Annotated in this window: 18 protein-coding genes, 1 tRNA gene and 1 pseudogene; 9 read left to right on the top strand and 11 right to left on the bottom strand. The window is 59.5% G+C overall.

Annotation, left to right across the window (positions count from 1 at the left end; all coding sequences use genetic code 11):
• Positions 1-164: 164 nt before the first annotated feature.
• Positions 165-347, bottom strand: coding sequence for a transposase (tnpB, locus tag GIB19_RS28525; RefSeq protein WP_225876682.1), 183 nt, complete (start codon positions 345-347; stop codon positions 165-167).
• 40 nt (positions 348-387) lie between these two features.
• On the opposite strand from tnpB, the gene GIB19_RS22430 reads away from it, so the two are divergent.
• The 3 genes from GIB19_RS22430 (at position 388) to GIB19_RS22420 (ending at position 3,064) form a co-directional block, all read left to right on the top strand.
• Complete coding sequence (locus GIB19_RS22430) at positions 388-762, top strand: hypothetical protein (protein WP_274888037.1); 375 nt, start codon at positions 388-390, stop codon at positions 760-762.
• Positions 763-881: 119 nt separating this feature from the next.
• Positions 882-2,264 carry an AAA family ATPase gene (locus tag GIB19_RS22425; RefSeq protein WP_274888036.1) on the top strand — a complete coding sequence of 461 codons (1,383 nt, stop codon included), beginning with the start codon at positions 882-884 and terminating at the stop codon, positions 2,262-2,264.
• Positions 2,261-3,064 (top strand): retron system putative HNH endonuclease, encoded by an 804-nt coding sequence (locus GIB19_RS22420; protein ID WP_027594482.1) that lies wholly within the window; start codon positions 2,261-2,263, stop codon positions 3,062-3,064. The genes GIB19_RS22425 and GIB19_RS22420 overlap by 4 nt, the downstream gene beginning before the upstream one ends.
• An 82-nt stretch (positions 3,065-3,146) precedes the next feature.
• Here the strand turns inward: GIB19_RS22420 and GIB19_RS22415 are convergent, their stop codons facing one another.
• From GIB19_RS22415 to GIB19_RS22370, 10 genes and pseudogenes are all read right to left on the bottom strand, one after another.
• A complete protein-coding gene (locus GIB19_RS22415) occupies positions 3,147-5,519 on the bottom strand; it encodes a TOTE conflict system archaeo-eukaryotic primase domain-containing protein (protein WP_274888035.1) in 2,373 nt (790 codons plus the stop codon).
• Between the two features lie 1,175 nt (positions 5,520-6,694).
• Positions 6,695-7,970: pseudogene (locus GIB19_RS22410) on the bottom strand (tyrosine-type recombinase/integrase).
• A 193-nt stretch (positions 7,971-8,163) separates the two neighbouring features.
• Complete coding sequence (gene ychF / locus GIB19_RS22405; RefSeq protein ID WP_027594480.1) at positions 8,164-9,264, bottom strand: redox-regulated ATPase YchF; 1,101 nt, start codon at positions 9,262-9,264, stop codon at positions 8,164-8,166.
• 21 nt (positions 9,265-9,285) lie between these two features.
• Complete coding sequence (gene pth, locus GIB19_RS22400) at positions 9,286-9,870, bottom strand: aminoacyl-tRNA hydrolase (protein WP_008099045.1); 585 nt, start codon at positions 9,868-9,870, stop codon at positions 9,286-9,288.
• Between the two features lie 79 nt (positions 9,871-9,949).
• Complete coding sequence (locus GIB19_RS22395) at positions 9,950-10,543, bottom strand: 50S ribosomal protein L25/general stress protein Ctc (RefSeq protein ID WP_027594479.1); 594 nt, start codon at positions 10,541-10,543, stop codon at positions 9,950-9,952.
• 122 nt (positions 10,544-10,665) lie between these two features.
• The gene (locus GIB19_RS22390) at positions 10,666-11,607 is read right to left on the bottom strand and encodes a ribose-phosphate pyrophosphokinase (protein ID WP_003247410.1); all 942 of its coding nucleotides are present in this window, start codon (positions 11,605-11,607) and stop codon (positions 10,666-10,668) included.
• A gap of 48 nt (positions 11,608-11,655) precedes the next feature.
• A tRNA-Gln gene (locus GIB19_RS22385) sits at positions 11,656-11,730 on the bottom strand.
• A gap of 19 nt (positions 11,731-11,749) precedes the next feature.
• The gene (gene ispE, locus GIB19_RS22380) at positions 11,750-12,610 is read right to left on the bottom strand and encodes a 4-(cytidine 5'-diphospho)-2-C-methyl-D-erythritol kinase (RefSeq protein WP_274888030.1); all 861 of its coding nucleotides are present in this window, start codon (positions 12,608-12,610) and stop codon (positions 11,750-11,752) included.
• A gap of 3 nt (positions 12,611-12,613) precedes the next feature.
• On the bottom strand, positions 12,614-13,231 hold the full coding sequence (gene lolB, locus GIB19_RS22375) for a lipoprotein insertase outer membrane protein LolB (protein WP_027594477.1): 618 nt from the start codon (positions 13,229-13,231) through the stop codon (positions 12,614-12,616).
• A gap of 4 nt (positions 13,232-13,235) precedes the next feature.
• Positions 13,236-14,957, bottom strand: coding sequence for a tetratricopeptide repeat protein (locus GIB19_RS22370; RefSeq protein WP_274888028.1), 1,722 nt, complete (start codon positions 14,955-14,957; stop codon positions 13,236-13,238).
• Between the two features lie 319 nt (positions 14,958-15,276).
• On the opposite strand from GIB19_RS22370, the gene hemA reads away from it, so the two are divergent.
• The 6 genes from hemA to GIB19_RS22340 all read left to right on the top strand — a co-directional run.
• A complete protein-coding gene (hemA, locus tag GIB19_RS22365; protein WP_027594475.1) occupies positions 15,277-16,554 on the top strand; it encodes a glutamyl-tRNA reductase in 1,278 nt (425 codons plus the stop codon).
• Complete coding sequence (gene prfA, locus GIB19_RS22360) at positions 16,551-17,633, top strand: peptide chain release factor 1 (RefSeq protein WP_027594474.1); 1,083 nt, start codon at positions 16,551-16,553, stop codon at positions 17,631-17,633. The genes hemA and prfA overlap by 4 nt, the downstream gene beginning before the upstream one ends.
• Positions 17,633-18,463, top strand: coding sequence for a peptide chain release factor N(5)-glutamine methyltransferase (gene prmC, locus GIB19_RS22355; protein WP_274888026.1), 831 nt, complete (start codon positions 17,633-17,635; stop codon positions 18,461-18,463). Before prfA ends, prmC begins: the two co-directional genes overlap by 1 nt.
• A complete protein-coding gene (locus GIB19_RS22350) occupies positions 18,457-19,212 on the top strand; it encodes a molybdopterin-synthase adenylyltransferase MoeB (protein WP_027594472.1) in 756 nt (251 codons plus the stop codon). The genes prmC and GIB19_RS22350 overlap by 7 nt, the downstream gene beginning before the upstream one ends.
• A complete protein-coding gene (gene murI, locus GIB19_RS22345) occupies positions 19,205-20,002 on the top strand; it encodes a glutamate racemase (protein WP_099428311.1) in 798 nt (265 codons plus the stop codon). Before GIB19_RS22350 ends, murI begins: the two co-directional genes overlap by 8 nt.
• A gap of 106 nt (positions 20,003-20,108) precedes the next feature.
• A partial coding sequence (locus GIB19_RS22340) for an acyloxyacyl hydrolase (protein WP_274888024.1) occupies positions 20,109-20,625 on the top strand: 517 nt, incomplete at its 3' end.

The following is a 20,625-nucleotide window of genomic DNA, read 5'->3' as shown; positions in this document are numbered from 1 at the left end:
TTAAACCAGAAGTCAGAGCGCTTAGGCCTCATAAGGTCTGGGTTTTAGTACGGGTCGATATGTGTCATACCCGGTTTAGCGCCCGGTTTGAGTGGCGTGTGACTTTGCTGTCACTGCGGTTGCGTTTTTCTCCGCACGCTGAGGCATTTGACCAAACCTCTCTGCTATGGTGAGCCCGGTATCAAGGTGTGTAGCAGTTCGGTGCTCAGCTTCATTTGTGAACCGTGGCGCGGGCCAAGCCAGGTGAATTTGCCTCGGTGGAGCCGACGTCTCGTCAAGCAGATGCCCAAGCCGTCGTGTATCGAGGCTTTCTTTCTGAGAGGGTCGAGTGACGAGGTCGGCGGCATTCAAGTAGACTGATAAAGTTGACAATTTGTAGAAACTCGAATGGCCAGTCTGGAGGACATCGCAAAAGACGCTCAGATTCGCGGCCTGCATGGCGACGAGGTGGTTAAAGGCACAAGTGTCGACAAGGCTGGTGACTCGGCGGTCCGCGTCGGCTACCAGAAATGTGCCGGTGGTCACGGTGACCAGATACTGCTTCGCAGCGACGAGCCCCGCCTTGAGCTGGCCCAGGCTAGTAAAGCTCTGGCGGTTGATGCCCCAGCTAGCGAATTCAAGCTGGCCTTGGAGGCGTGGTGTATCCAACTGGCGCATCTATTCGATCCGATGATCGCGGAGCACACCAAGAACGAGATCTTCTCCCGCTACAATCCGGGCGAAAAATACATTCTTGCCAATTTACTGGTGGATGGCCGATAGGTGAGTAGCCTTTATTACATTAAGCATCCATTCAAGAGCGAGCTGGAGTTCGACATTGCCAGAGTCAAATGCTACTTGAGTGAGATGTTATCCCTAGTGATTAAGCCGGAGGAAAGCCTGTGAAGCTGGATCTGTTGCGTCTGGAAAACTTCCGCTGTTACGCAGATCTGGAAGTCCCCTTGCATTCACAGCTAACCGTATTGGTGGCTGAAAATGGCCAGGGCAAATCAACCCTGTTGGATGCTATTCGTATCGCGCTCTGGCCCTTTGTCAATAGCTTCGACCTCGCACGTAATGCATTCAATGACCCTGGTAACGCTATCGCTATTGATGACGTGCGCCTGTTGCGTTTGACCAGTGGAGATATGGCCCGGCAGTTACCAGCTCGGGTAACTATGTCTGGAGACTTTGGTAGCGGGGCAGTCTCTACATGGGTTCGCTATCGAGATAAAGAAGCCAGAGCTACCAAGACCAAGGATGAGGGAGATACTGGGTTTATGCGGCAGTGGGCTGGTGCTGTCCAGGATCAAATCCGAGACCCGGAAAAGCCGACTTTGGATCTGCCGGTATTTGGCTACTACGGTACTGGGCGGCTCTGGGCGCAGAAGCGCCTGACTGAAAATTTGAAAGGCAAAGATGACACTCGCGAAACCGACTTTTATGTCCGCACATTCGCCTACCTGAACTGCCTGGATCCGGCCTCATCCTACAAGCACTTCAAGGAATGGTTCATCTGGGCATTTCAGAGTCTGCGCGAACAGCAAATTCGCCAGCTTGAAAGGCGCGCACGTGTTGAGGAACTGCAGGCTGCAGAAGATCGTGTTCGTGTTGTTCAGCAAGCCATCGATAGCTTTCTCAGTACGACGACCGGATGGCACCAGTTGGAATTCAGCGTAACTCAGGAAAGCTCGTTGGTACTCAGCCATGACCTACATGGCACCTTGGATGTTGACCAACTCAGCGATGGCATCCGAAGTGTGCTAGCCATGATCGGTGATATCGCCTATCGCTGTATCAAACTCAACCCTCATCTGGGGGGCGATGCAGCAAGGCAAACACGCGGCGTGGTGCTGATCGACGAAGTGGACATGCACCTGCACCCACGTTGGCAGCAAATCATCCTTACCCAATTGCGAGAAGTATTCCCGCAAATCCAGTTCGTTATAACCACTCATAGCCCGCAAGTGTTGACGTCCGTGCCTTCCGAGTGCATCCGCATACTGAAGGACAATAAGGTCTATTCCGCGCCACCAGGCACCGAAGGCTCGGAGCCGGAGCGTATGCTTCGGCAGGTGCTGGGTCTTGATGAAGTACGTCCTCCAGCCAGCCTTGCGACTCAAGAGTTGAAGGAGTACCTGGCGTTGGTTGATAGAGACCAGTGGAGTAGTCCGCGAGCTCTGGAACTGCGCAAAAAGCTAGATGAGCGCTATCAGGGGCAGGAGCCAGCACTGCTTGATGCTGATCTTCAGATTGAGAATCGTAAGTGGGAGTTGGGTGAATGAAGCAAGTCATTAGGCTTGATGAACCCGATGAGCTGGCGGGGTATCGTGCAGGGAATTTGCGGAGTACTTGGGATCAGATGCGGGGCGACGCAACTGGTCGAACTGCGTACGAGGCTATCCGGTTTCGCTTAGTCAATGGGCAGGGCGGACTGTGTGGCTACTGTGAAATTGACATCCGCGACAATGATTCACTTAAGTGTCGAGTGGAGCATTTTCATCCCAAATCGGATACCGCGATGGCCCATAACTGGGCACTTGATTGGCAGAACATGATCGCAGTCTGCATGGGCGGATCTCAGCGCCATGTGCCGGCGCCCTATGCGCTAGATCCGTTACCGTCCAACCTCAGTTGTGATGCCTACAAGGATCAGATGATTGGAACTGGCAAGCTTGCTGAAAGCTGCGAGGGCTGGGTCATCAATCCAATAAATTTACCTTCTTTCCCAAGCCTGTTTTTCCTGGAGAGAAGTACAGGACGATTGCTTCCCGATGAGCAGGCCTGTGCCCGCACGGCGCTGCCGGGGAACAAGCACCCTAGTACCCAGGAGTTGGTGCAGCACACAATCGATATGCTCAATCTCAATTGCGTTCGCTTGTGTGAGGCGCGCTTACGTGTTCACTGGGATATAGAACGCAATAAGAAGAGCTTGCGCCTTCAGAACATTCGCCCTGAGGAAGCCTTGCGCTCACTTGCGGAGCGCTATTACCGTCAACGTTGGCCGGGTTTTTTTACCACCATTCGTTTTTGTCTGGGCACTACTGCCGAGCAGTACCTGACTGATATTGGGTTTCGAGTGTAAGCGGCTAACGAACCGGATATTGAGGATAACTATGGTTTCGCGATTGCAGCGGAGTAGTGGCGTATGAACCGTCAAACCGTATTCAAAGTAAGTCCATGGTAATCAAGGGGTCGGTCATGCGGTAGCCCATCGCTTTGTAACCTGCTTGGCGCTTATCCCACATTCTCACCAGCGCGGCATTCCCCTCGTCAACGAAGTCGATCACTCGCACGTCAGCTTTGTCGGCATGTGATCGATGCAACCGTCCTGCATACTGCTGGAGGATTCCCTTCCATGAGATAGGCATTGCCAGCACCAGCGTGTCCAATGGCGGATGATCGAAGCCTTCACCCACTAGTTTTCCCGTCGCCAAGAGTACTCGTGGTGCATCAGGGGGGAGGCACTCAAGCTCATGCATACGGGCAATTCGTTGTTTTTTAGGCACTCGCCCATGAAGTGTGAAAAGGTTGTTCACGCGCTGCTTCAACTCCAACTCCAAGGTATCCACATGCTCCGTCCGCTCTGTTAGCACCAGAATTTTTCTACCTTGGCTGTACGCCAGCTCGATCTCCGAGACGATTTTGGCTGTGCGCTCAGAGTCGTCTGCTAACTTCCGAAAAACGTCTTGGATTCCAGAACCTTCGGGGACCACCACAGGCTTTGGCAGCAGTCGAGGTACGACAGATAGATCATGAGGTGCGCTCGCCGGTCGAGCGGCAGAGTGTCGGATCGGTCCGCATTGCATGAAAATGATTGGCTGTTGCCCATCTCGTCGCACTGGGGTTGCCGTAAGGCCCAGCACGTATCGCGCAGTCGCGGTTCTCAGTAGTGCCTCGAATGACACTGCTGACAGGTGATGACACTCATCGACGATAATTTGCCCGTAGTTTTTTACGTGATCGCTGATCTCACCTTTTCGCGATAACGATTGCATTACGGCAATATCGATGATGCCTGTAGGTTTTGCTTTTCCGCCCCCAATCGTTCCAACCACACCCTTGCCAACACCCAAGAACGCTTGCACGCGTTCTTGCCACTGTCTTAATAATTCGGTCCGATGCACAAGTATTAATGTGTTAACGCCACGTCTAGCAATCAATGCAGCTGCGCTGACCGTTTTGCCGAACGCCGTAGGTGCGCAAAGAATTCCGGTATCATGATTCAGCATTTTGCCGATGGCATCTTCCTGGTCTGGACGCAAGGTCCCGAGGAAACTCACGTCAATCGGGTCACCGGCGAAGCGTTCATCTTGAAACTCAGGGGAGATGCCATTTACCCCTAGCAGCTCCAGTGCAGCATCCAGGCAGCCACGTGGCAGCGCAATATGTTTGGGGAAGTTCTGGGCGCAACCGATTATTCTCGGCTTGTTCCACACCGACATGCGCATGGCTTGAGCTTTGTAGAATTCGGGATTTTGAAACGCGGCTAGCCGGACAAGCTGGTTTGCTAATGGTTGCGGCAACGCCGACTTTTCAAAGTAAATCATGTTAGCCAGCGTGACGTTGATAGAGGCTGGCAATGGGCACGTCAATTTTGGTGACTTTGACTCACGAGCCTTCCAAGGTTCTGCATCGCCGTCGTCGTCAACATACATGACTCCTGTAGGGTCCTGCTTCCCCATCGCTTGGGTGACAACGAACGGAATATCCTCCGGAGGCATTTTCTGAACCGATGCTAAGAAGGCCCACTGATCGAGATAAGGTTCAAGCTCGCTGTCGACAAAAACGCTGTTGTTGTGAGCTCTGGCTCGCTTTTGCAATGGAAGTGCGATGAGATTTCCGAAGCCGCCTTTAGGCATGTAGTCCTGATTTGGGAACAACCGATCATAAGAAGTGAGTGCCAATTGGCGTGTACGTTCACATGCATGGCTGATGATTGCCGCACCAAGACGTCGGGCATCATGAGCGGGAACACTTTGCTTGAAGAAAATCCAGCAATGAGCGCCTTTACCTGAACGGGATATTTCCAGTGCCATTGGTACGTTCAGTTCATGACACGACTGAGCGAAGGCTCGTGCATCATCACGCCATTCGGCTTCATCAAAGTCGACCGCCAGAAGATAGCAGGTGTCATCCGGGAGTAGAGGGTAGATGCCAATAACCACTTCACCAGCGAGATGGCGATAAACGACCTCATCGGTGAGAGGAAGTAGCTGACGATTACCGCAGTCCCCGCATTTAATTCGGGGCTTTTCACAAACGCCAGGTTTCCATTCATTTGCGCAGGCGGGTGTGTATCCTGATTTGCCTGCCTTGCTTTCCCAGCGAATTGGATAAACGTCTGTCCTACCACGAAACAAGCTCCGGAATAGGGCAAGCTTTGCTTCTGTGCCAAATTGTTGTGTGTGTTCTGCTTGAACAACCTCGATCTTGACTGGCTCGGCCGGCAGACGCCAATCGATGCCATGCGCATCCAGCAAGGCGACCAATCTTGCATTCTCAGCCTTTAGCTTCGCCACCAGGCTAGTATCTATCACCGTCTTCAGCCTCTACGTCCCAGGTGAAGCTTGTAGCCTCTCGCTACAATCCTCAGTGAACCGGTAAGCGTAGAGGTTACCAAACAATAGCCCTTGCGATGACGAGGTGTCCAACTTCAGGTTTTCGTGAAGCTTGAACGGGGCCGGCTTCGCTAGTTTTGGGACTGACCTTCCACCCACCTCGCGTTTCAACTACAGCCATGATCTGTGTCCTCTCTTAGCTAGCCTGAAGTCCATCCTCACGTCATCCCGCCAAGAATGCTGAGTGTTATCAGGGATCAAGGCCCCTGCGACCTGTGAGGGTGTCCACTGACGCGGGACTGGCGGCTCCTTACGACCAAGAGCAAGGGCATCTCATGATCTGGCCTCCTGATCACCGATAGCGGTGGGCGGGTGGAGGCTGCACTGACTGACGAGACCAGCGCCGCGAGATCCTGAGCCACAAGCAAGCAGCAATGCGATGACCGGGGCATGCCTGACTGTCAGTCAGGTGCAGTCCATTCCTTGGGCTGCGGCGCCATCATCTACAGCGCTGTTGCTGGTGACATCGGCGTTTGTCACGCCGATTGTCACGAGGGGGATTGCCGCAAAGCCATGTGCGATCAGGGCTGCAGCAGTGTCAGGAGCGCCCGTCTCTTTTCTGGAAAAAGAAACGGGCGCAAGTTGGCGCAAGAATCGGCCAAGCGATTAGGTTGCTGCAGGACAGCGCAGTACGGTGTAGCTGGCGCACGAGGGCGAGCACCCATCACCTGGAAGGTGACCGGGCGAGCTGCCGGATGCTAATCGCCCTTGGGAGAACCACCGCATAACGCGGCGTGACCTTGAAGGTTCGGGTCACCTGGGTGCTGCCAGCGGCAGCGCTTCGAGGCTTCTTTCTAGCGCCGGTGGGATGGCTGGGTCAATCAAGTTAGGCACTGCTCATTGCGCCAAAATTCAATAGCGGAAAGAGGTAACCGTGAGTGGTGGTGAGTGGACGATGGGCCGTTTGTCGCCTTCTTGATGCGAGCCCCTGTGCATGGGAATGCGGAGCCTTCCTATGCGCAGGGACTTTGACTGAAAAGCCGTCGTTCACGTCGTACCACGGCGACAGTCGCCACCGATGTCGCCTGCTGCCGGCCAAGTCGCACGTGGGATGTCGCCAGTGTCGCCGCTGTCGCCACACCGTGGACGCGTCATTATCGGGCCATGCTCTTGGTGATCGGCGTAATATTCGTTGCCCCGCGCATCCATGCGTCGAGCATATCTGCCCACTGTTGCATCATGACTGTGCGATCTGCCAAGTATTCCGCCTGATTGTAGGTGCGTCGCACCGCGTTCGGTTCAGCATGGGCAAGTTAACGCTCAATCCAGTCTCCCGGATAGCCCAATTCATTGAGGCGGGTGCTCCCCGTGGTCCTGGTGGCATGAGGGCTGTACTTCCCACTCCAGCCCAGGGATTTCAGCATCTGGCGAAACGACGCCGCGACCATGGGTTTCGAGCGTTCATCTCGATGGGGGAAGAGGTGCTCGTATTTGCCAGTGACGGTTTGCAAGCCTCGTAACACTGCGACAGCCTGAGTTGGCAGGGGCACGTTGTGCTCTTTACGCTTCTTCATTCGCTCAGCCGGGATACGCCAGCGAGCCGCGTCTAGGTCGAACTCTTCCCAGCGGGCTTCGACCGCTTCATTTGGGCGGCATAACGTTAGCCACATCAGGCGAAAGGCGACTTCGGTTTCATGGCGCCCGCAGTGGCCTTCCACGTCGCGTAAAAGCTGGCCAATTTCATCGGTCGTCAGCGGACGTTTGTGCTGCGTTTTGTTAGCGGGCAGGGCGCGGCGCACTGGATAGACCGGGTCTGTATCTGCTCGCAGCGTCGAGACGGCGAGTTCAAAAATACCGGACATGTTCCGTTTGGCCGCCGCAGCGACCGTCAGGCCGTTTTTCTTCGCTGAGGTGGTGAGCACGTCCAGGATGTGGGCGGGGGTGATGCTTTTGATCGACCACGGACCAATCTTCGGAAACACTACGCGTTCGAGCATTTCTAGGCGCTTGACCTTTGTGATGTCTTCCCAGTCTTTAGAGTGCCAGCCACTCCCGCGCGACCGCCTCGAATGTAGTGGCGTTGTCTTGCTGCTACTTGATGCGCAGCAGTTGTCGATGTCTGGCGGGATTGATACCTTGTTTCACCAGGTCTCGGGCTTTGAGGCGTTCTTCGCGTGCTTCTGCCAGTGTGAAGCGTCGACCTTTACGACGTGCCAAGGCGTCCTCATCACTCTCACCACGGGGCGCAATGGCATAGTCACCCACCGCGAAGGTGCTTTCCTTGGCGGTGTCTGTGATACGGATGCTGAAGCGGTAACGCCACGCTTTGGTGCCGTTGGGTTTGACCTCGAGATACAGGCCTTTTCCATCCGTGAGTTTGTAAAGCTTGTCCTTGGGCTTCGCGGTGCGGCATTGGGTATCAGTAAGCATCGTCTGATCTCCGGTTTTCGCCATACCCGGTTTTTGAAATCGGGTTATGGGCGTCGTACCCGGAAGACTAGTCAAGGAACGCTCGGATCTCAATGGATGAAAATGGTGACCCAAAAACACAAAACCCCCGTATCGATTGGCGATCACGGGGGTTTTGAAGTCTTTCAAGGACCGTGGAATCCCACGGCTCCCATCAGACGTTGAAGCGGAAGTGCATCACGTCACCGTCTTTGACGATGTAGTCTTTACCTTCCAGGCGCCATTTACCGGCTTCCTTGGCGCCGCTTTCACCCTTGAACTGGATGAAGTCGTCATACGCTACCACTTCGGCGCGGATGAAGCCTTTTTCGAAGTCGGTGTGGATAACACCGGCGGCCTGTGGCGCGGTGGCGCCGACGCGGACGGTCCAGGCGCGGACTTCCTGCACACCGGCAGTGAAGTAGGTCTGCAGGTTCAGCAGCTCGTAACCGGCACGGATCACGCGGTTCAGGCCAGGCTCTTCCAGGCCCAGGGCCTCGAGGAACATGTCTTTCTCTTCACCGTCGTCCAGCTCGGCGATTTCCGCTTCGATCTTGTTGCAGACCGGCACCACGACCGCACCTTCTTCTTCGGCGATGGCACGGACTACGTCCAGGTGCGGGTTGTTGTCGAAGCCGTCTTCAGCGACGTTGGCGATGTACATCACCGGCTTGCTGGTCAGCAGGTGGAAGCCACGGATGACGGCCTTTTCGTCGTCAGCCATGTGCTTCATCAGGCTGCGCGCTGGCTTGCCTTCGGTGAAGTGCGGGATCAGCTTTTCCAAGATGGCCTTTTGCGCCAGGGCTTCCTTGTCGCCGCCCTTGGCGTTGCGGGCAACCTTCTGCAGTTGCTTCTCGCAGCTGTCGAGGTCGGCGAAGATCAGCTCGAGGTCGATGATCTCGATGTCACGCTTGGGGTCGACGCTGTTGGAAACGTGAATCACGTTCTCGTCTTCGAAGCAGCGCACCACGTGGGCGATGGCATCGGTCTCGCGGATGTTGGCGAGGAACTTGTTGCCCAGGCCTTCACCCTTCGAAGCGCCCGCCACCAGGCCTGCGATGTCGACGAATTCCATGGTGGTCGGCAGGATGCGGTTAGGCTTGACGATTTCCGCCAGTGCAGCCAGGCGCGCGTCGGGCATCGGCACGATGCCGCTGTTCGGCTCGATGGTGCAGAAAGGGAAGTTCTCCGCCGCGATGCCAGACTTGGTCAGGGCGTTGAACAGGGTGGACTTGCCGACGTTGGGCAGGCCGACGATGCCGCAATTGAAACCCATGGGTATTCCCTCTCTAGGAAATCAGGCCTTCTGGCTGTGCAGTTCGCGCATCGCCTTGGCGAAATCGCCAGCGAGGACATCTGGCAGCACGCCGAGGGCAAAATCGATGCTGGCATCGAGCTTCTCCTGCTCGGCGCGCGGCGCGCGGCCCAGGACGAAGTTGGAGACCAGTTTGGCGTCGCCCGGGTGGCCAATGCCAAGCCGCAGGCGGTGGAAGTCGTTCTGGTTGCCGAGCTGCGCGATGATGTCGCGCAGGCCGTTGTGCCCACCATGGCCGCCGCCGCGTTTGAGCTTGGCGACGCCTGGAGGCAGGTCGAGTTCGTCATGCGCCACCAGGATCGCTTCCGGCTTGATGCGGAAGAAATTGGCCAAGGCCGCCACGGACTGGCCGCTGCGGTTCATGTAGGTGGTGGGAATGAGCAGACGAACGTCGTTGCCCTGATGGCTGAATTTAGCCGTCAGGCCGAAATACTTGCGGTCAGCGGTCAAGGAGACGCGCTGGGCGCTGGCAATGCGTTCAACGAAAAGAGCCCCTGCGTTATGCCGGGTCTGTTCGTATTCGGGGCCGGGGTTACCCAGGCCAACGATCAACTGGATGGCGGTCACGTCAGGGGCTCTTCCTTGGAGTTGGTGGGTTACAGGGCGCGGGGCACTGTAACCCGATCAACACCGGCGTGCGAGTGGATTACTCGGCAGCGCCTTCAGCTTCTGGAGCAACGCGTGGCGCGTGAACGTTGGCAACAGCTTTGTCATCACCGTGGGCCAGAGCGACGAACTCTACGCCTTTCGGAGCTTTCAGGTCCGACAGGTGGATGATGCTGCCGACTTCGGCGTTGGCCAGGTCAACTTCGATGAACTCAGGCAGGTCTTTGGCTTCGCAAGAAACTTCGATCTCGGAAACAACGTGCGAGATCTCGCCGCCTTTCTTGATCGGGGCTTCTTCGCCGATGAAGTGAACCGGAACCTTGGCGGTCAGCTTCTGGCCAGCAACGACGCGAACGAAGTCAGCGTGCATGATGAATTGCTTGGCTGGGTGGCGCTGCATGGCCTTGACGATGACGTTTTGCTTGACGCCGTCAACGTTCAGCTCGATCACGTGGCTGTAGGCAGCTTCGTTTTCGAACAGTTTGGCGATTTCCTTCGACACGATGGTCAGGGACTCGGCGTCTTTACCGCCACCGTAGACAACGGCAGGGATGCTCAGCGAGTGACGCAGGCGGCGGCTCGCACCTTTCCCCAGGTCAGTACGCTTTTGGGCGTTCAGGATGAAATCAGTCATTTTGCTTCTCCAAAATAGCCATCTCCCGCAGGCGTTTGCGACCAGCGCCAAACGGGGTGGGCAAAAAAGCCCCGCCCCAACACATGCTGGGGCGGGGCGCTTCACATCAACACGTGTTCCGCTTAGCGGAACATCGCACTGATCGATTCTTCATTGCTGATGCGGCGTACCGCTTCAGCGACAACCGGTGCGATATCCAACTGGCGGATACGGTCACAGGCTTGAGCAGCGGCGGACAGCGGAACGGTGTTGGTCACCACCAGCTCGTCCAGTACCGACTTCTCGATGTTCTCGATCGCGCGGCCCGACAGGACAGGGTGCGTGCAGTAGGCGTAAACCTTGGCAGCGCCGTGTTCTTTCAGGGCTTTGGCCGCGTGGCACAGGGTGCCGGCGGTGTCGACCATGTCGTCTACCAGGATGCAAGTGCGCCCTTCGACGTCGCCGATGATGTGCATAACCTCGGAGTGGTTAGCCTTTTCGCGGCGTTTATCGATGATACCCAGATCAACACCCAGGGACTTGGCGACGGCGCGTGCGCGCACGACACCACCGATGTCCGGAGAGACGATCATCAGGTTCTCGAAACGCTGGTCTTCGATATCGTCGACCAATACGGGCGAGCCGTAAATGTTGTCGACAGGAATATCGAAGAAACCCTGGATCTGGTCAGCGTGCAGGTCGACGGTGAGTACACGGTCGATACCTACGACAGTGAGCATGTCAGCGACGACTTTGGCGCTGATAGCAACACGTGCCGAACGCGGACGGCGGTCCTGGCGGGCGTATCCGAAGTAAGGAATCACGGCGGTGATTCGGGATGCTGAGGAGCGGCGGAAGGCGTCGGCCATCACTACCAGTTCCATCAGGTTATCGTTGGTCGGGGCACAGGTCGGCTGAATAATGAAGACGTCTTTACCGCGGACATTTTCATTGATCTCAGTGCTGATCTCGCCGTCGGAGAATTTACCGACAGAGACGTCACCGAGAGGGATATGCAGCTGACGTACGACACGCCGAGCCAGATCGGGGTTAGCGTTCCCCGTAAAGACCATCATCTTGGACACGCGCAGTACCTGAAGGCTGAGGGTATACCTGGATGAGTATAAGGAAAATGGCAGGGGCGGCTGGATTCGAACCAACGCATGGCAGGATCAAAACCTGCTGCCTTACCGCTTGGCGACGCCCCTGTATCTGTTGCTGCGAGCGCTATGCACTCGACTTCTTGACCAGACTTTGTAGCTTGCGATGCAACATCGAAATATTGCTTCCTTTCGCCACAAACCCTGTTTGGGTCGCTGAAAGAAGGGCCAGAACTTTATCAGCTTCGGCTTTGCTTGGGAAGGCCCCAAACACACAACTTCCAGTTCCGGTTAGCCGAGCTTCGGTGAATTTACCCAGAGAATTCAATGCGTTTCGAACTTCTGGATAACGCTGCTCAACCACCCGTTGGCAGTCATTTCGACTGTTTCCCTCGGGAACGGGGCGCATCTTAAGGGGGAGGGAATCACGTGTCAACTGCGGATGTGAAAAAATTTCTACAGTACTGACAGACACTTGCGGCACCAGCACGACATACCAGGGTTCGTCGGGGTCGACCGGGGTCAGTTGTTCGCCGACGCCCTGGGCGAATGCCGCGTGGCCGCGAACGAATACCGGCACGTCGGCGCCCAGGCTCAGGCCCAGGGCCGCCAGGCGGTCTTCATCCCAGCCCAGTTGCCATAAGTGCGCCAGCGCCAGCAGGGTGGTCGCGGCATCCGAGCTGCCGCCACCGATGCCACCGCCCATGGGCAAGACTTTGGTCAGCCAGATGTCGGCGCCAAGCGTTGTGCCGGATTGCGCTTGCAGTTTGCGTGCTGCGCGTACGATCAGGTTGCTGTCGTGGGGCACTGCCTCGATGTCGGTGTGTAGGCGGATTACGCCGTCTTCACGAAGGGCGAAGGTCAATTCGTCGGCGTGGTCGAGGAACTGGAAGACGGTTTCCAGCTCGTGGTAACCGTCCGGGCGGCGGCCGATGATGTGCAGCCACAGGTTGAGCTTGGCCGGGGCCGGCAGGGTGAGCGTGCTCATCGATCAGTGCCCCAGCTGGCGTGGCTGCCAATCCTTGACCACCAGGGTCACGTCGAGGTCCTTGCCGTGCAGTTTCAGGCGCTCGGGCAGCCAGTAGCCATTCTGCTCGGTGTAGCTCAGGTACTGGACCTGCCAGCCATCCTGGTCGAGGCTGGCCAGGCGGCTGTCGCCGTCCAGGGTCAGCTTGCTCTTGCTGTCGGGCGCGGGCAGGCCACGCACCCACCAGACCAAGTGCGAAACCGGCAATTGCCAGCCCAGTTGTTCTTCCAGCAGGGCCTCGGGGCTGGTCGCTTCGTAGCGGCCCTGGTTGGCCACTTCCAGCACCACGCCACCGGGGCGGCCGGTCAGGCGGGCGGCGCCACGGCCCAATGGGCCTGCCAGGCGGATGTCGTAATAGTCCTGGCGTTGCAGCCAGAACAACGTGCCGCTGCCGGAATCGCGCGGGGCGCGGATGCCGACCTTGCCGTTGATCTGCCAGCCATCCAGGGTGCTGAGTTGCGCCTTGTGCTGGCGCCACTGCTGCGGGTCGCCTTGGCCCTGCAGGGCTTCGCGGCTACCGAAGCCAGCACAGCCCGCGAGCAGGGCGATCAGGGTGAAGGTGATGAAATGGCGCAGGAACATGGCGTTAAAGGGTCTCTGATCCGGTCAGGCGCAGTACGGTCTTGCGCAGGATAGGGCTGTCGGGTTGGGCTTCGAAGGCCTTGGCCCAGACCTGGCGGGCTTCACGGCGCTTGCCGTTGGCCCACAGGACTTCGCCCAGGTGAGCGGCCACTTCATGGTCGGGGAAGCGCGCCAGGGCCTGGCGCAGGTAGCCTTCGGCTTCGTCGAGTTTGCCCTGGCGGTAAGCGACCCAGCCCAGGCTGTCGAGCACGGCCGGGTCCTCCGGCGTCAGCTGGTGGGCTTTGTCGATCAGCGCCTTGGCTTCGGCGTAGCGGGTGGTGCGGTCGGCCAGGGTATAACCCAGGGCGTTCAGCGCCATGGCGTTTTCGGGTTCGCGGGCGATGATGGCGCGCAGGTCTTTTTCCATCTGCGGCAGGTCGTCACGCTTTTCGGCCAGCATGGCGCGGGTGTACAGCAGGTTGAGGTCGTCCGGGTAGCGTTGGATGGCCTGCTGCAGCACCTGGTTGGCCTGGGCATCCTTGTTGTTGTTGCTGTAGCTCTCCGATTCGATCAGGTACAGCTGCACAGCGACGTCCGGCTGCGCCTCGCGGGCTTCGGCGAGCAGGCGCGAGGCCTCGCTGCCGCGGCCGTTGGCAATCAGGATGTCGGCCTGGCGCAGTTGCGCCGGCAGGTAGTCGGGGCCGGGGCCGACCAGGGCGTATTCGCGCAAGGCGGCTTCAGGGTCGTGGCGCTCTTCGCGGATGCGGCCCAGGTTCAGGTGGGCGGCATCGACGTTGCTGTCACGCTCGATCAGCTCCTGCAGGTAGCCTTCGGCCTCATCCCAGTCTTTGTTTTCCAGGCATACCAGGGCTAGGGAGTAACGCAGCTCGTCGTCCTCGGGGTACTGCTGGACCAAGCTGATGAACTCGCTTTTGGCATCGGCCATGCGGTCCTGCTCGACCAGGGTACGGGCGTAGGTCAGGCGCAGGCGTTTGTCATCCGGGTTGTCGCGGATCGCACCGCGCAACAAGGGCAGGGCCTCTTTGCCGCGGTCCAGGGCCTGGAGCAGGCGGGCGCGCAGCAGGACCGGTGCGATCTCGCCGTCTTGCGGCGGGTGCGCCTCGAGCAGCTCAAGCGCTTCTTCGGTCTTGCCGTCCTGGTTCAGCAGCAGCGCCTTGCCGAACACCAGTTGGCCGTTGTCCGGGTATTTGACCAGCAGGCGTTCGAAGCTCTGCAGCAAGCCGTCGCGAGTACTCTGGTCGGTCTCGGCGGCGGACAGGGCGAGGAAGTCGAAATGGGTATCGCCCTGGCCCTGCAGGACTTTCTCCATGTACACCATGGCATCGTCGTAGCGCCCGGCACGGGCCAACTGGATGGCGGCGGCGCGTTGGGCGTCGAGGTTGTCCGGGTCGTTGCGGGCCCAGACCAGGGCGTTGTCCAAGGCCGGCTCGTCGGCGCCGAGGTATTCGGCGATACGGTAGGCACGCTCGGAGACGCCAGGGTCCTGGGTCTTTTCGGCCTGGTCGGTGTAGTTGGCCAGGGCGATGTCGAAGCGGTTGCGCTGGCCGGCCAGCTCCGCGACCAGCAGGCTATAAAGGGTGTCTTGCTTGAACGAACCGTACACCACGGGTTTTTCGGCCTCGCCTGTGCCCGCCTCGGCAACGGGAGGCTCGGCTTTTTGCGGGGCCAGGCTCTGGCAACCCTGGAGCAGGGCGAAGGCAAGCAGCAGTGCGTAGGGTCTGTTCATAAAAAGGCTTAAAAGGACTCACCGGCGGTCGGAGCATGATGACACAAGCGCGGTGGCAAACCCACCTGCGAAGCATTTGGTTAACTGCGACCATGGCAGGGGCAAGCAGGTTCCGCCGCCTCTGTAGGAGCGGCCTTGCGTCGCGAAAGGGGCGCGAAGTGCCCCCAGTCGTTTCCATAGCCATGCTGAAATACCGGGGCTGCTGCGCAGCCCTTTCGCGACACAAGGCCGCTCCTACACGACAATAGCGAACGGTGGTTGTTCTGGAACCTGCGAAAGAGGACAATTATCGGCTTCTCGTCATAACCAGCGACCTTGCATGGCCTTTCTTGCACTTGGTATCAACCATAAGACTGCCTCGGTAGACGTACGCGAGCGCGTGGCGTTTACCCCAGAGCAGCTGGTGGACGCCCTGCAGCAGCTCTGCCGACTGACCGCCAGCCGTGAAGCGGCGATCCTGTCGACTTGCAACCGTAGCGAGCTTTATATAGAGCAGGACCACTTGTCTGCCGACGCGGTGCTGCATTGGCTGGCCGATTATCACCGCCTGAGCCTGGATGAACTGCGCGCCAGCGCCTACATCCATGAAGAGCACGACGCTGTGCGGCACATGATGCGGGTGGCCTCGGGCCTCGACTCGCTGGTGCTTGGCGAGCCGCAGATCCTCGGCCAGATGAAGTCCGCCTACGCCGTGGCGCGTGAGGCCGGCACTGTCGGCCCGCTGCTCGGGCGCCTGTTCCAGGCCACCTTCAGTGCCGCCAAGCAGGTGCGCACCGACACCGCGATCGGCGAGAACCCGGTCTCGGTGGCGTTCGCCGCAGTGAGCCTGGCGCGGCAGATCTTCAGTGACCTGGGCCGCAGCCAGGCGCTGCTGATTGGCGCCGGGGAGACCATCACCCTGGTCGCCCGCCACCTTCACGAGCAAGGCGTGCGGCGTATCGTCGTGGCCAACCGGACCCTGGAGCGCGCCAGTACCCTGGCCGAGCAGTTTGGCGCCCATGCCGTGCTGCTGGCCGACATCCCGCAAGAGCTGGCCAACAGCGACATCGTCATCAGCTCCACCGCCAGCCAGTTGCCGATCCTCGGCAAGGGCGCGGTCGAGAGCGCGCTGAAGCAACGCCGGCACAAGCCGATCTTCATGGTCGACATCGCCGTCCCGCGTGACATCGAGCCCGAAGTCGGCGAACTCGACGACGTTTACCTCTACACCGTCGATGACCTGCACGATGTGGTCGCAGAAAACCTCAAGAGCCGCCAGGGCGCTGCCCAGGCCGCCGAAGAGCTGGTGTCGGTGGGCGCCGAAGACTTTATGGTGCGCCTGCGCGAGCTGGCTGCGGTGGACGTGCTCAAGGCCTACCGCCAGCAAAGCGAGCGGCTGCGTGATGAAGAACTGCAAAAAGCCCAGCGTCTGCTGGCCAACGGCGGCAACCCCGAAGACGTGCTGGCCCAACTGGCCCGGGGCCTGACCAACAAACTCCTGCACGCCCCCAGCGTGCAGCTGAAAAAGCTCTCGGCCGAGGGCCGCCTCGATGCGCTGGCCATGGCCCAGGAACTCTTTGCCCTCAACGAGGGCTCGACGGACAAATCCTCGCAATGAAAGCGTCGCTGCTGAACAAACTGGATATCATCCAGGACCGCTTCGAAGAACTGACCGCACTGCTCGGTGACGCTGAAGTCATCTCCGACCAGACGCGTTTCCGCGCCTATTCCCGCGAATACGCCGAAGTCGAGCCGGTCTACGCTGCCTATCAAGCGTGGCGCAAAGTCCAGGACGACCTCGAAGGCGCCCAGGCGCTGCTCAAGGACAGCGACCCGGACATGCGTGAAATGGCCGTGGAAGAAGTGCGCGAAGCCAAGGAGCAATTGCTGACGCTGGAAGCCCAGCTGCAACGCATGCTGCTGCCCAAGGACCCTAACGATGGGCGCAACGTGTTCCTCGAAATCCGCGCCGGCACCGGTGGCGACGAGGCGGCGATCTTTTCGGGCGACTTGTTCCGCATGTATTCGCGCTATGCCGAGAAGCGTGGCTGGCGCTTGGAGATTCTTTCCGAGAACGAAGGCGAACACGGCGGCTACAAGGAAATCATTGCCCGCGTCGAAGGCGAAAGCGTGTACGGCAAGCTCAAGTTCGAATCGGGCGCACACCGCGTGCAGCGCGTGCCGGAAACTGAGTCCCAAGGCCGTATCCACACCTCGGCGTGCACCGTGGCGGTGCTGCCCGAGCCCGACGAGCAGGCCGCGATCGAAATCAACCCGGCCGATTTGCGCGTGGACACCTACCGCGCCTCCGGCGCCGGCGGCCAGCACATCAACAAGACCGACTCGGCCGTGCGCATCACCCACTTGCCCACCGGTATGGTGGTCGAGTGCCAGGAAGAACGTTCGCAGCACAAAAACCGCGCCCGCGCCATGTCCTGGCTGTCGGCCAAGCTCAACGACATGCAGACCAGCGCCGCACAGAACGCCATTGCCAGTGAGCGCAAGCTGCTGGTGGGCTCCGGTGACCGCTCCGAGCGTATCCGCACCTACAATTATCCACAGGGCCGGGTCACCGATCACCGCATCAACCTGACCTTGTATTCGCTGGACGACATCCTCGCCGGTGGCGTAGACGCCGTGATCGAACCGCTGTTGGCCGAATACCAGGCCGATCAACTGGCCGCCCTGGGGGACTGATGACCATCATCGCCAGCTTGCTGCGCAACGCGCAGTTGCCCGAATCGCCCACCGAGCGGCTGGATGCCGAACTGTTGCTGGCTGCGGCCATCGGCAAGTCGCGCAGCTACCTGCATACCTGGCCCGAGCGCATCGTCAGCAGCGAAGCGGCCGACACCTACGCCGGTTACCTGCAGCGCCGCCGTACTGGCGAGCCGGTCGCCTATATCCTCGGGCAGCAAGGGTTCTGGAACATCGACCTGGAAGTGGCGCCGCATACACTGATCCCGCGTCCGGACACCGAGCTGCTGGTCGAGACGGCCCTTGAGCTTCAGCCAGCAACCCCGGCCAAGGTGCTCGACCTGGGCACCGGGACTGGGGCCATTGCCCTGGCGTTGGCCGGCGATCGCCCGGCCTGGCAGGTGACGGCGGTAGACCGGGTGGAGGAGGCGGTCGCGTTGGCCGAGCGTAATCGCCAACGCCTGGGGCTGGCTAACGTCCAGGTGCGTGTCAGCCACTGGTTCGATGGCCTGGGCGATGCGCGCTTTGATCTGATTGTCAGCAACCCGCCGTACATCGCCAGTGAAGACCCGCACCTGGTCGCCGGCGATGTGCGCTTCGAGCCCAGCAGCGCGCTGGTGGCGGGCACCGATGGCCTGGACGACCTGCGGGTGATTGCCGCCCAGGCGCCACGTCACCTGCTGCCAGGTGGCTGGTTGTTGTTGGAGCACGGCTACGACCAGGCCGCAGCGGTGCGCGCCTTGCTGGCTGAACACGGCTTTAGCGAGGTGGCCAGCCGCACGGACCTGGGCCGCCATGAACGCATTACCCTGGGGCGCCTGCCATGCTGAGTGATCAGGAACTGTTGCGCTACAGCCGGCAGGTCTTGCTGGCGCAGATCGATATCGACGGCCAACTGCGGCTCAAGCAGAGCAAGGCCCTGATCGTCGGCCTCGGTGGCTTGGGCTCGCCTGTCGCGCTGTACCTGGCTGCGGCGGGCGTGGGTGAGCTGCACCTGGCGGACTTCGACACCGTCGACCTGACCAACCTGCAACGCCAGGTGATCCATGACAGCGCAAGCGTCGGCATGAGCAAGGTGGACTCGGCGCTGCAGCGCCTGGAGGCGATCAACCCAGAGATCAGCCTGGTCGCTCATCGCCAGGCGTTGGACGAGGACTCGCTGGCCGCTGCGGTGGCGGCGGTCGACCTGGTGCTGGACTGCTCCGACAACTTTTCTACCCGCGAGGCGGTCAACGCTGCGTGCGTTGCTGCCGGTAAACCGCTGGTCAGTGGCGCGGCGATCCGCCTCGAAGGCCAGTTGTCGGTGTTCGACCCGCGGCGTGACTACAGCCCTTGCTACCACTGCCTGTATGGCCATGGCAGCGAGGCTGAACTGACCTGTAGCGAAGCCGGTGTAATCGGCCCGCTGGTGGGGCTGGTAGGTAGCCTGCAGGCCCTGGAAGCCATGAAACTCTTGGCTGGGTTCGGCGAGCCGCTGGTGGGCCGCCTGTTGCTGATCGATGCCCTCGGCACGCGCATTCGTGAGCTGCGGGTCAAGCGCGACCCGGCTTGCGCGGTCTGTGGCAAGCGCGATGGCTGAGCGTTCGGCGCCGATTGGCGTAATGGACTCGGGCGTCGGCGGTTTGTCGGTACTGGCCGAGATCCAGCGCCTGCTGCCTAACGAATCACTGCTGTATGTGGCCGATTGCGGGCACGTGCCTTACGGTGAAAAGTCGGCGGATTACATCCGCCAGCGCTGCCGGCGTATTGCCGAGTTCTTCCAGCAGCAGGGCGCCAAGGCCTTTGTCCTGGCCTGTAATACCGCGACAGTGGCGGCCGTTGCCGACCTGCGCGAGCTGTACCCGCAATGGCCGCTGGTGGGCATGGAGCCAGCGGTAAAGCCGGCTGCCGCAGCCACCCGCTCCGGTGTGGTCGGCGTGCTGGCCACGACCGGCACCTTGCAGAGCGCCAAGTTCGCGGCGTTGCTCGACCGCTTCGCCAGCGATGTGCGCGTGGTCACCCAGCCTTGCCCCGGCCTGGTCGAGCTGATCGAAACCGGCGACCTGAGCAGCCCGGCCTTGCGCCAGTTGTTGCTCGGCTACGTGCAGCCGCTGCTGGCGGCTGGCTGCGACACGCTGATCCTGGGTTGCACGCATTACCCCTTCCTGCGCACGCTGCTGGCCGACATGGTGCCGGCGGACGTGGCTATCATCGATACCGGCGCCGCCGTGGCGCGTCAATTGCAGCGTCTGTTGAGCGCCAGCGACCTGCTGGCTGAAGGCCCGGCAGTGGATACCCGCTTCTGGACCAGTGCCGACCCACAATCCCTGAGAATAATCCTACCGTTGCTGTGGCAGAAGTCCGACAGTGTGCAACGCTTTACGTTGTGAAAAAAACGTGAAAATCAGCTGAACTATCGTACCACTGCCGATTTCTACCGATTTGCCTGACACGAGGCGAACACTAACAACAGCATTAGGAAGAAGGATGTTTCTTATGAGGAAACTGCTCGGCTTGGCGGCGGCTGCCGTCTTTACCTTGGGGCAAGCAGTGTCGGCGCAGGCGGCCGATGTTTCATTTTCGGTGGGGCAGACGGGGGACTCGACCATGGTCTACCGGCTGGGTCTGCAATCGAACTGGGACGCGAGCTGGTGGCAGACCAGTGTAGGCCGCCTGACCGGGTATTGGGATGGGGCTTACACCTACTGGGATGGCGACAAGACCGCGAGCAACCACAGCCTGTCGTTCGCACCGGTATTCGTTTATGAGTTTGCGGGGGATTCGGTAAATCCCTATATCGAGGCCGGGATTGGCGTCGCGGCCTTTTCCAGCACCGAGCTTGAAAGCAATGAGCTGGGCTCGGCGTTCCAGTTCGAAGACCGAATCGGTTTTGGTCTGCGCTTTGCGGGCGGGCATGAAATTGGTGTACGGGCCATTCACTATTCCAATGCTGGCATCAAGCAACCTAACGACGGTGTAGAGAGCTACAGCCTGCATTACCGCATGGCGCTCT

The organism is Pseudomonas sp. ITEM 17296 (assembly GCF_028895205.1).
Taxonomy (GTDB): Bacteria; Pseudomonadota; Gammaproteobacteria; order Pseudomonadales; family Pseudomonadaceae; genus Aquipseudomonas; species Aquipseudomonas kermanshahensis.
The sequence above is the reverse complement of the archived record's forward strand: the minus strand, read 5'-3'. Positions and strand labels throughout refer to the sequence as shown.

What these genes read in the sequence shown, in the direction of transcription:
- GIB19_RS22395 (WP_027594479.1), bottom strand. Translation starts at nt 10,543, where the DNA reads ATGACTGATTTCATCCTGAACGCCCAAAAGCGTACTGACCTGGGGAAA.
- GIB19_RS22350 (WP_027594472.1), top strand. Translation starts at nt 18,457, where the DNA reads ATGCTGAGTGATCAGGAACTGTTGCGCTACAGCCGGCAGGTCTTGCTG.
- murI (WP_099428311.1), top strand. Translation starts at nt 19,205, where the DNA reads ATGGCTGAGCGTTCGGCGCCGATTGGCGTAATGGACTCGGGCGTCGGC.
- prmC (WP_274888026.1), top strand. Translation starts at nt 17,633, where the DNA reads ATGACCATCATCGCCAGCTTGCTGCGCAACGCGCAGTTGCCCGAATCG.
- GIB19_RS22420 (WP_027594482.1), top strand. Translation starts at nt 2,261, where the DNA reads ATGAAGCAAGTCATTAGGCTTGATGAACCCGATGAGCTGGCGGGGTAT.
- hemA (WP_027594475.1), top strand. Translation starts at nt 15,277, where the DNA reads ATGGCCTTTCTTGCACTTGGTATCAACCATAAGACTGCCTCGGTAGAC.
- tnpB (WP_225876682.1), bottom strand. Translation starts at nt 347, where the DNA reads ATGCCGCCGACCTCGTCACTCGACCCTCTCAGAAAGAAAGCCTCGATA.
- lolB (WP_027594477.1), bottom strand. Translation starts at nt 13,231, where the DNA reads ATGTTCCTGCGCCATTTCATCACCTTCACCCTGATCGCCCTGCTCGCG.
- ychF (WP_027594480.1), bottom strand. Translation starts at nt 9,264, where the DNA reads ATGGGTTTCAATTGCGGCATCGTCGGCCTGCCCAACGTCGGCAAGTCC.
- GIB19_RS22430 (WP_274888037.1), top strand. Translation starts at nt 388, where the DNA reads ATGGCCAGTCTGGAGGACATCGCAAAAGACGCTCAGATTCGCGGCCTG.
- prfA (WP_027594474.1), top strand. Translation starts at nt 16,551, where the DNA reads ATGAAAGCGTCGCTGCTGAACAAACTGGATATCATCCAGGACCGCTTC.
- ispE (WP_274888030.1), bottom strand. Translation starts at nt 12,610, where the DNA reads ATGAGCACGCTCACCCTGCCGGCCCCGGCCAAGCTCAACCTGTGGCTG.
- GIB19_RS22370 (WP_274888028.1), bottom strand. Translation starts at nt 14,957, where the DNA reads ATGAACAGACCCTACGCACTGCTGCTTGCCTTCGCCCTGCTCCAGGGT.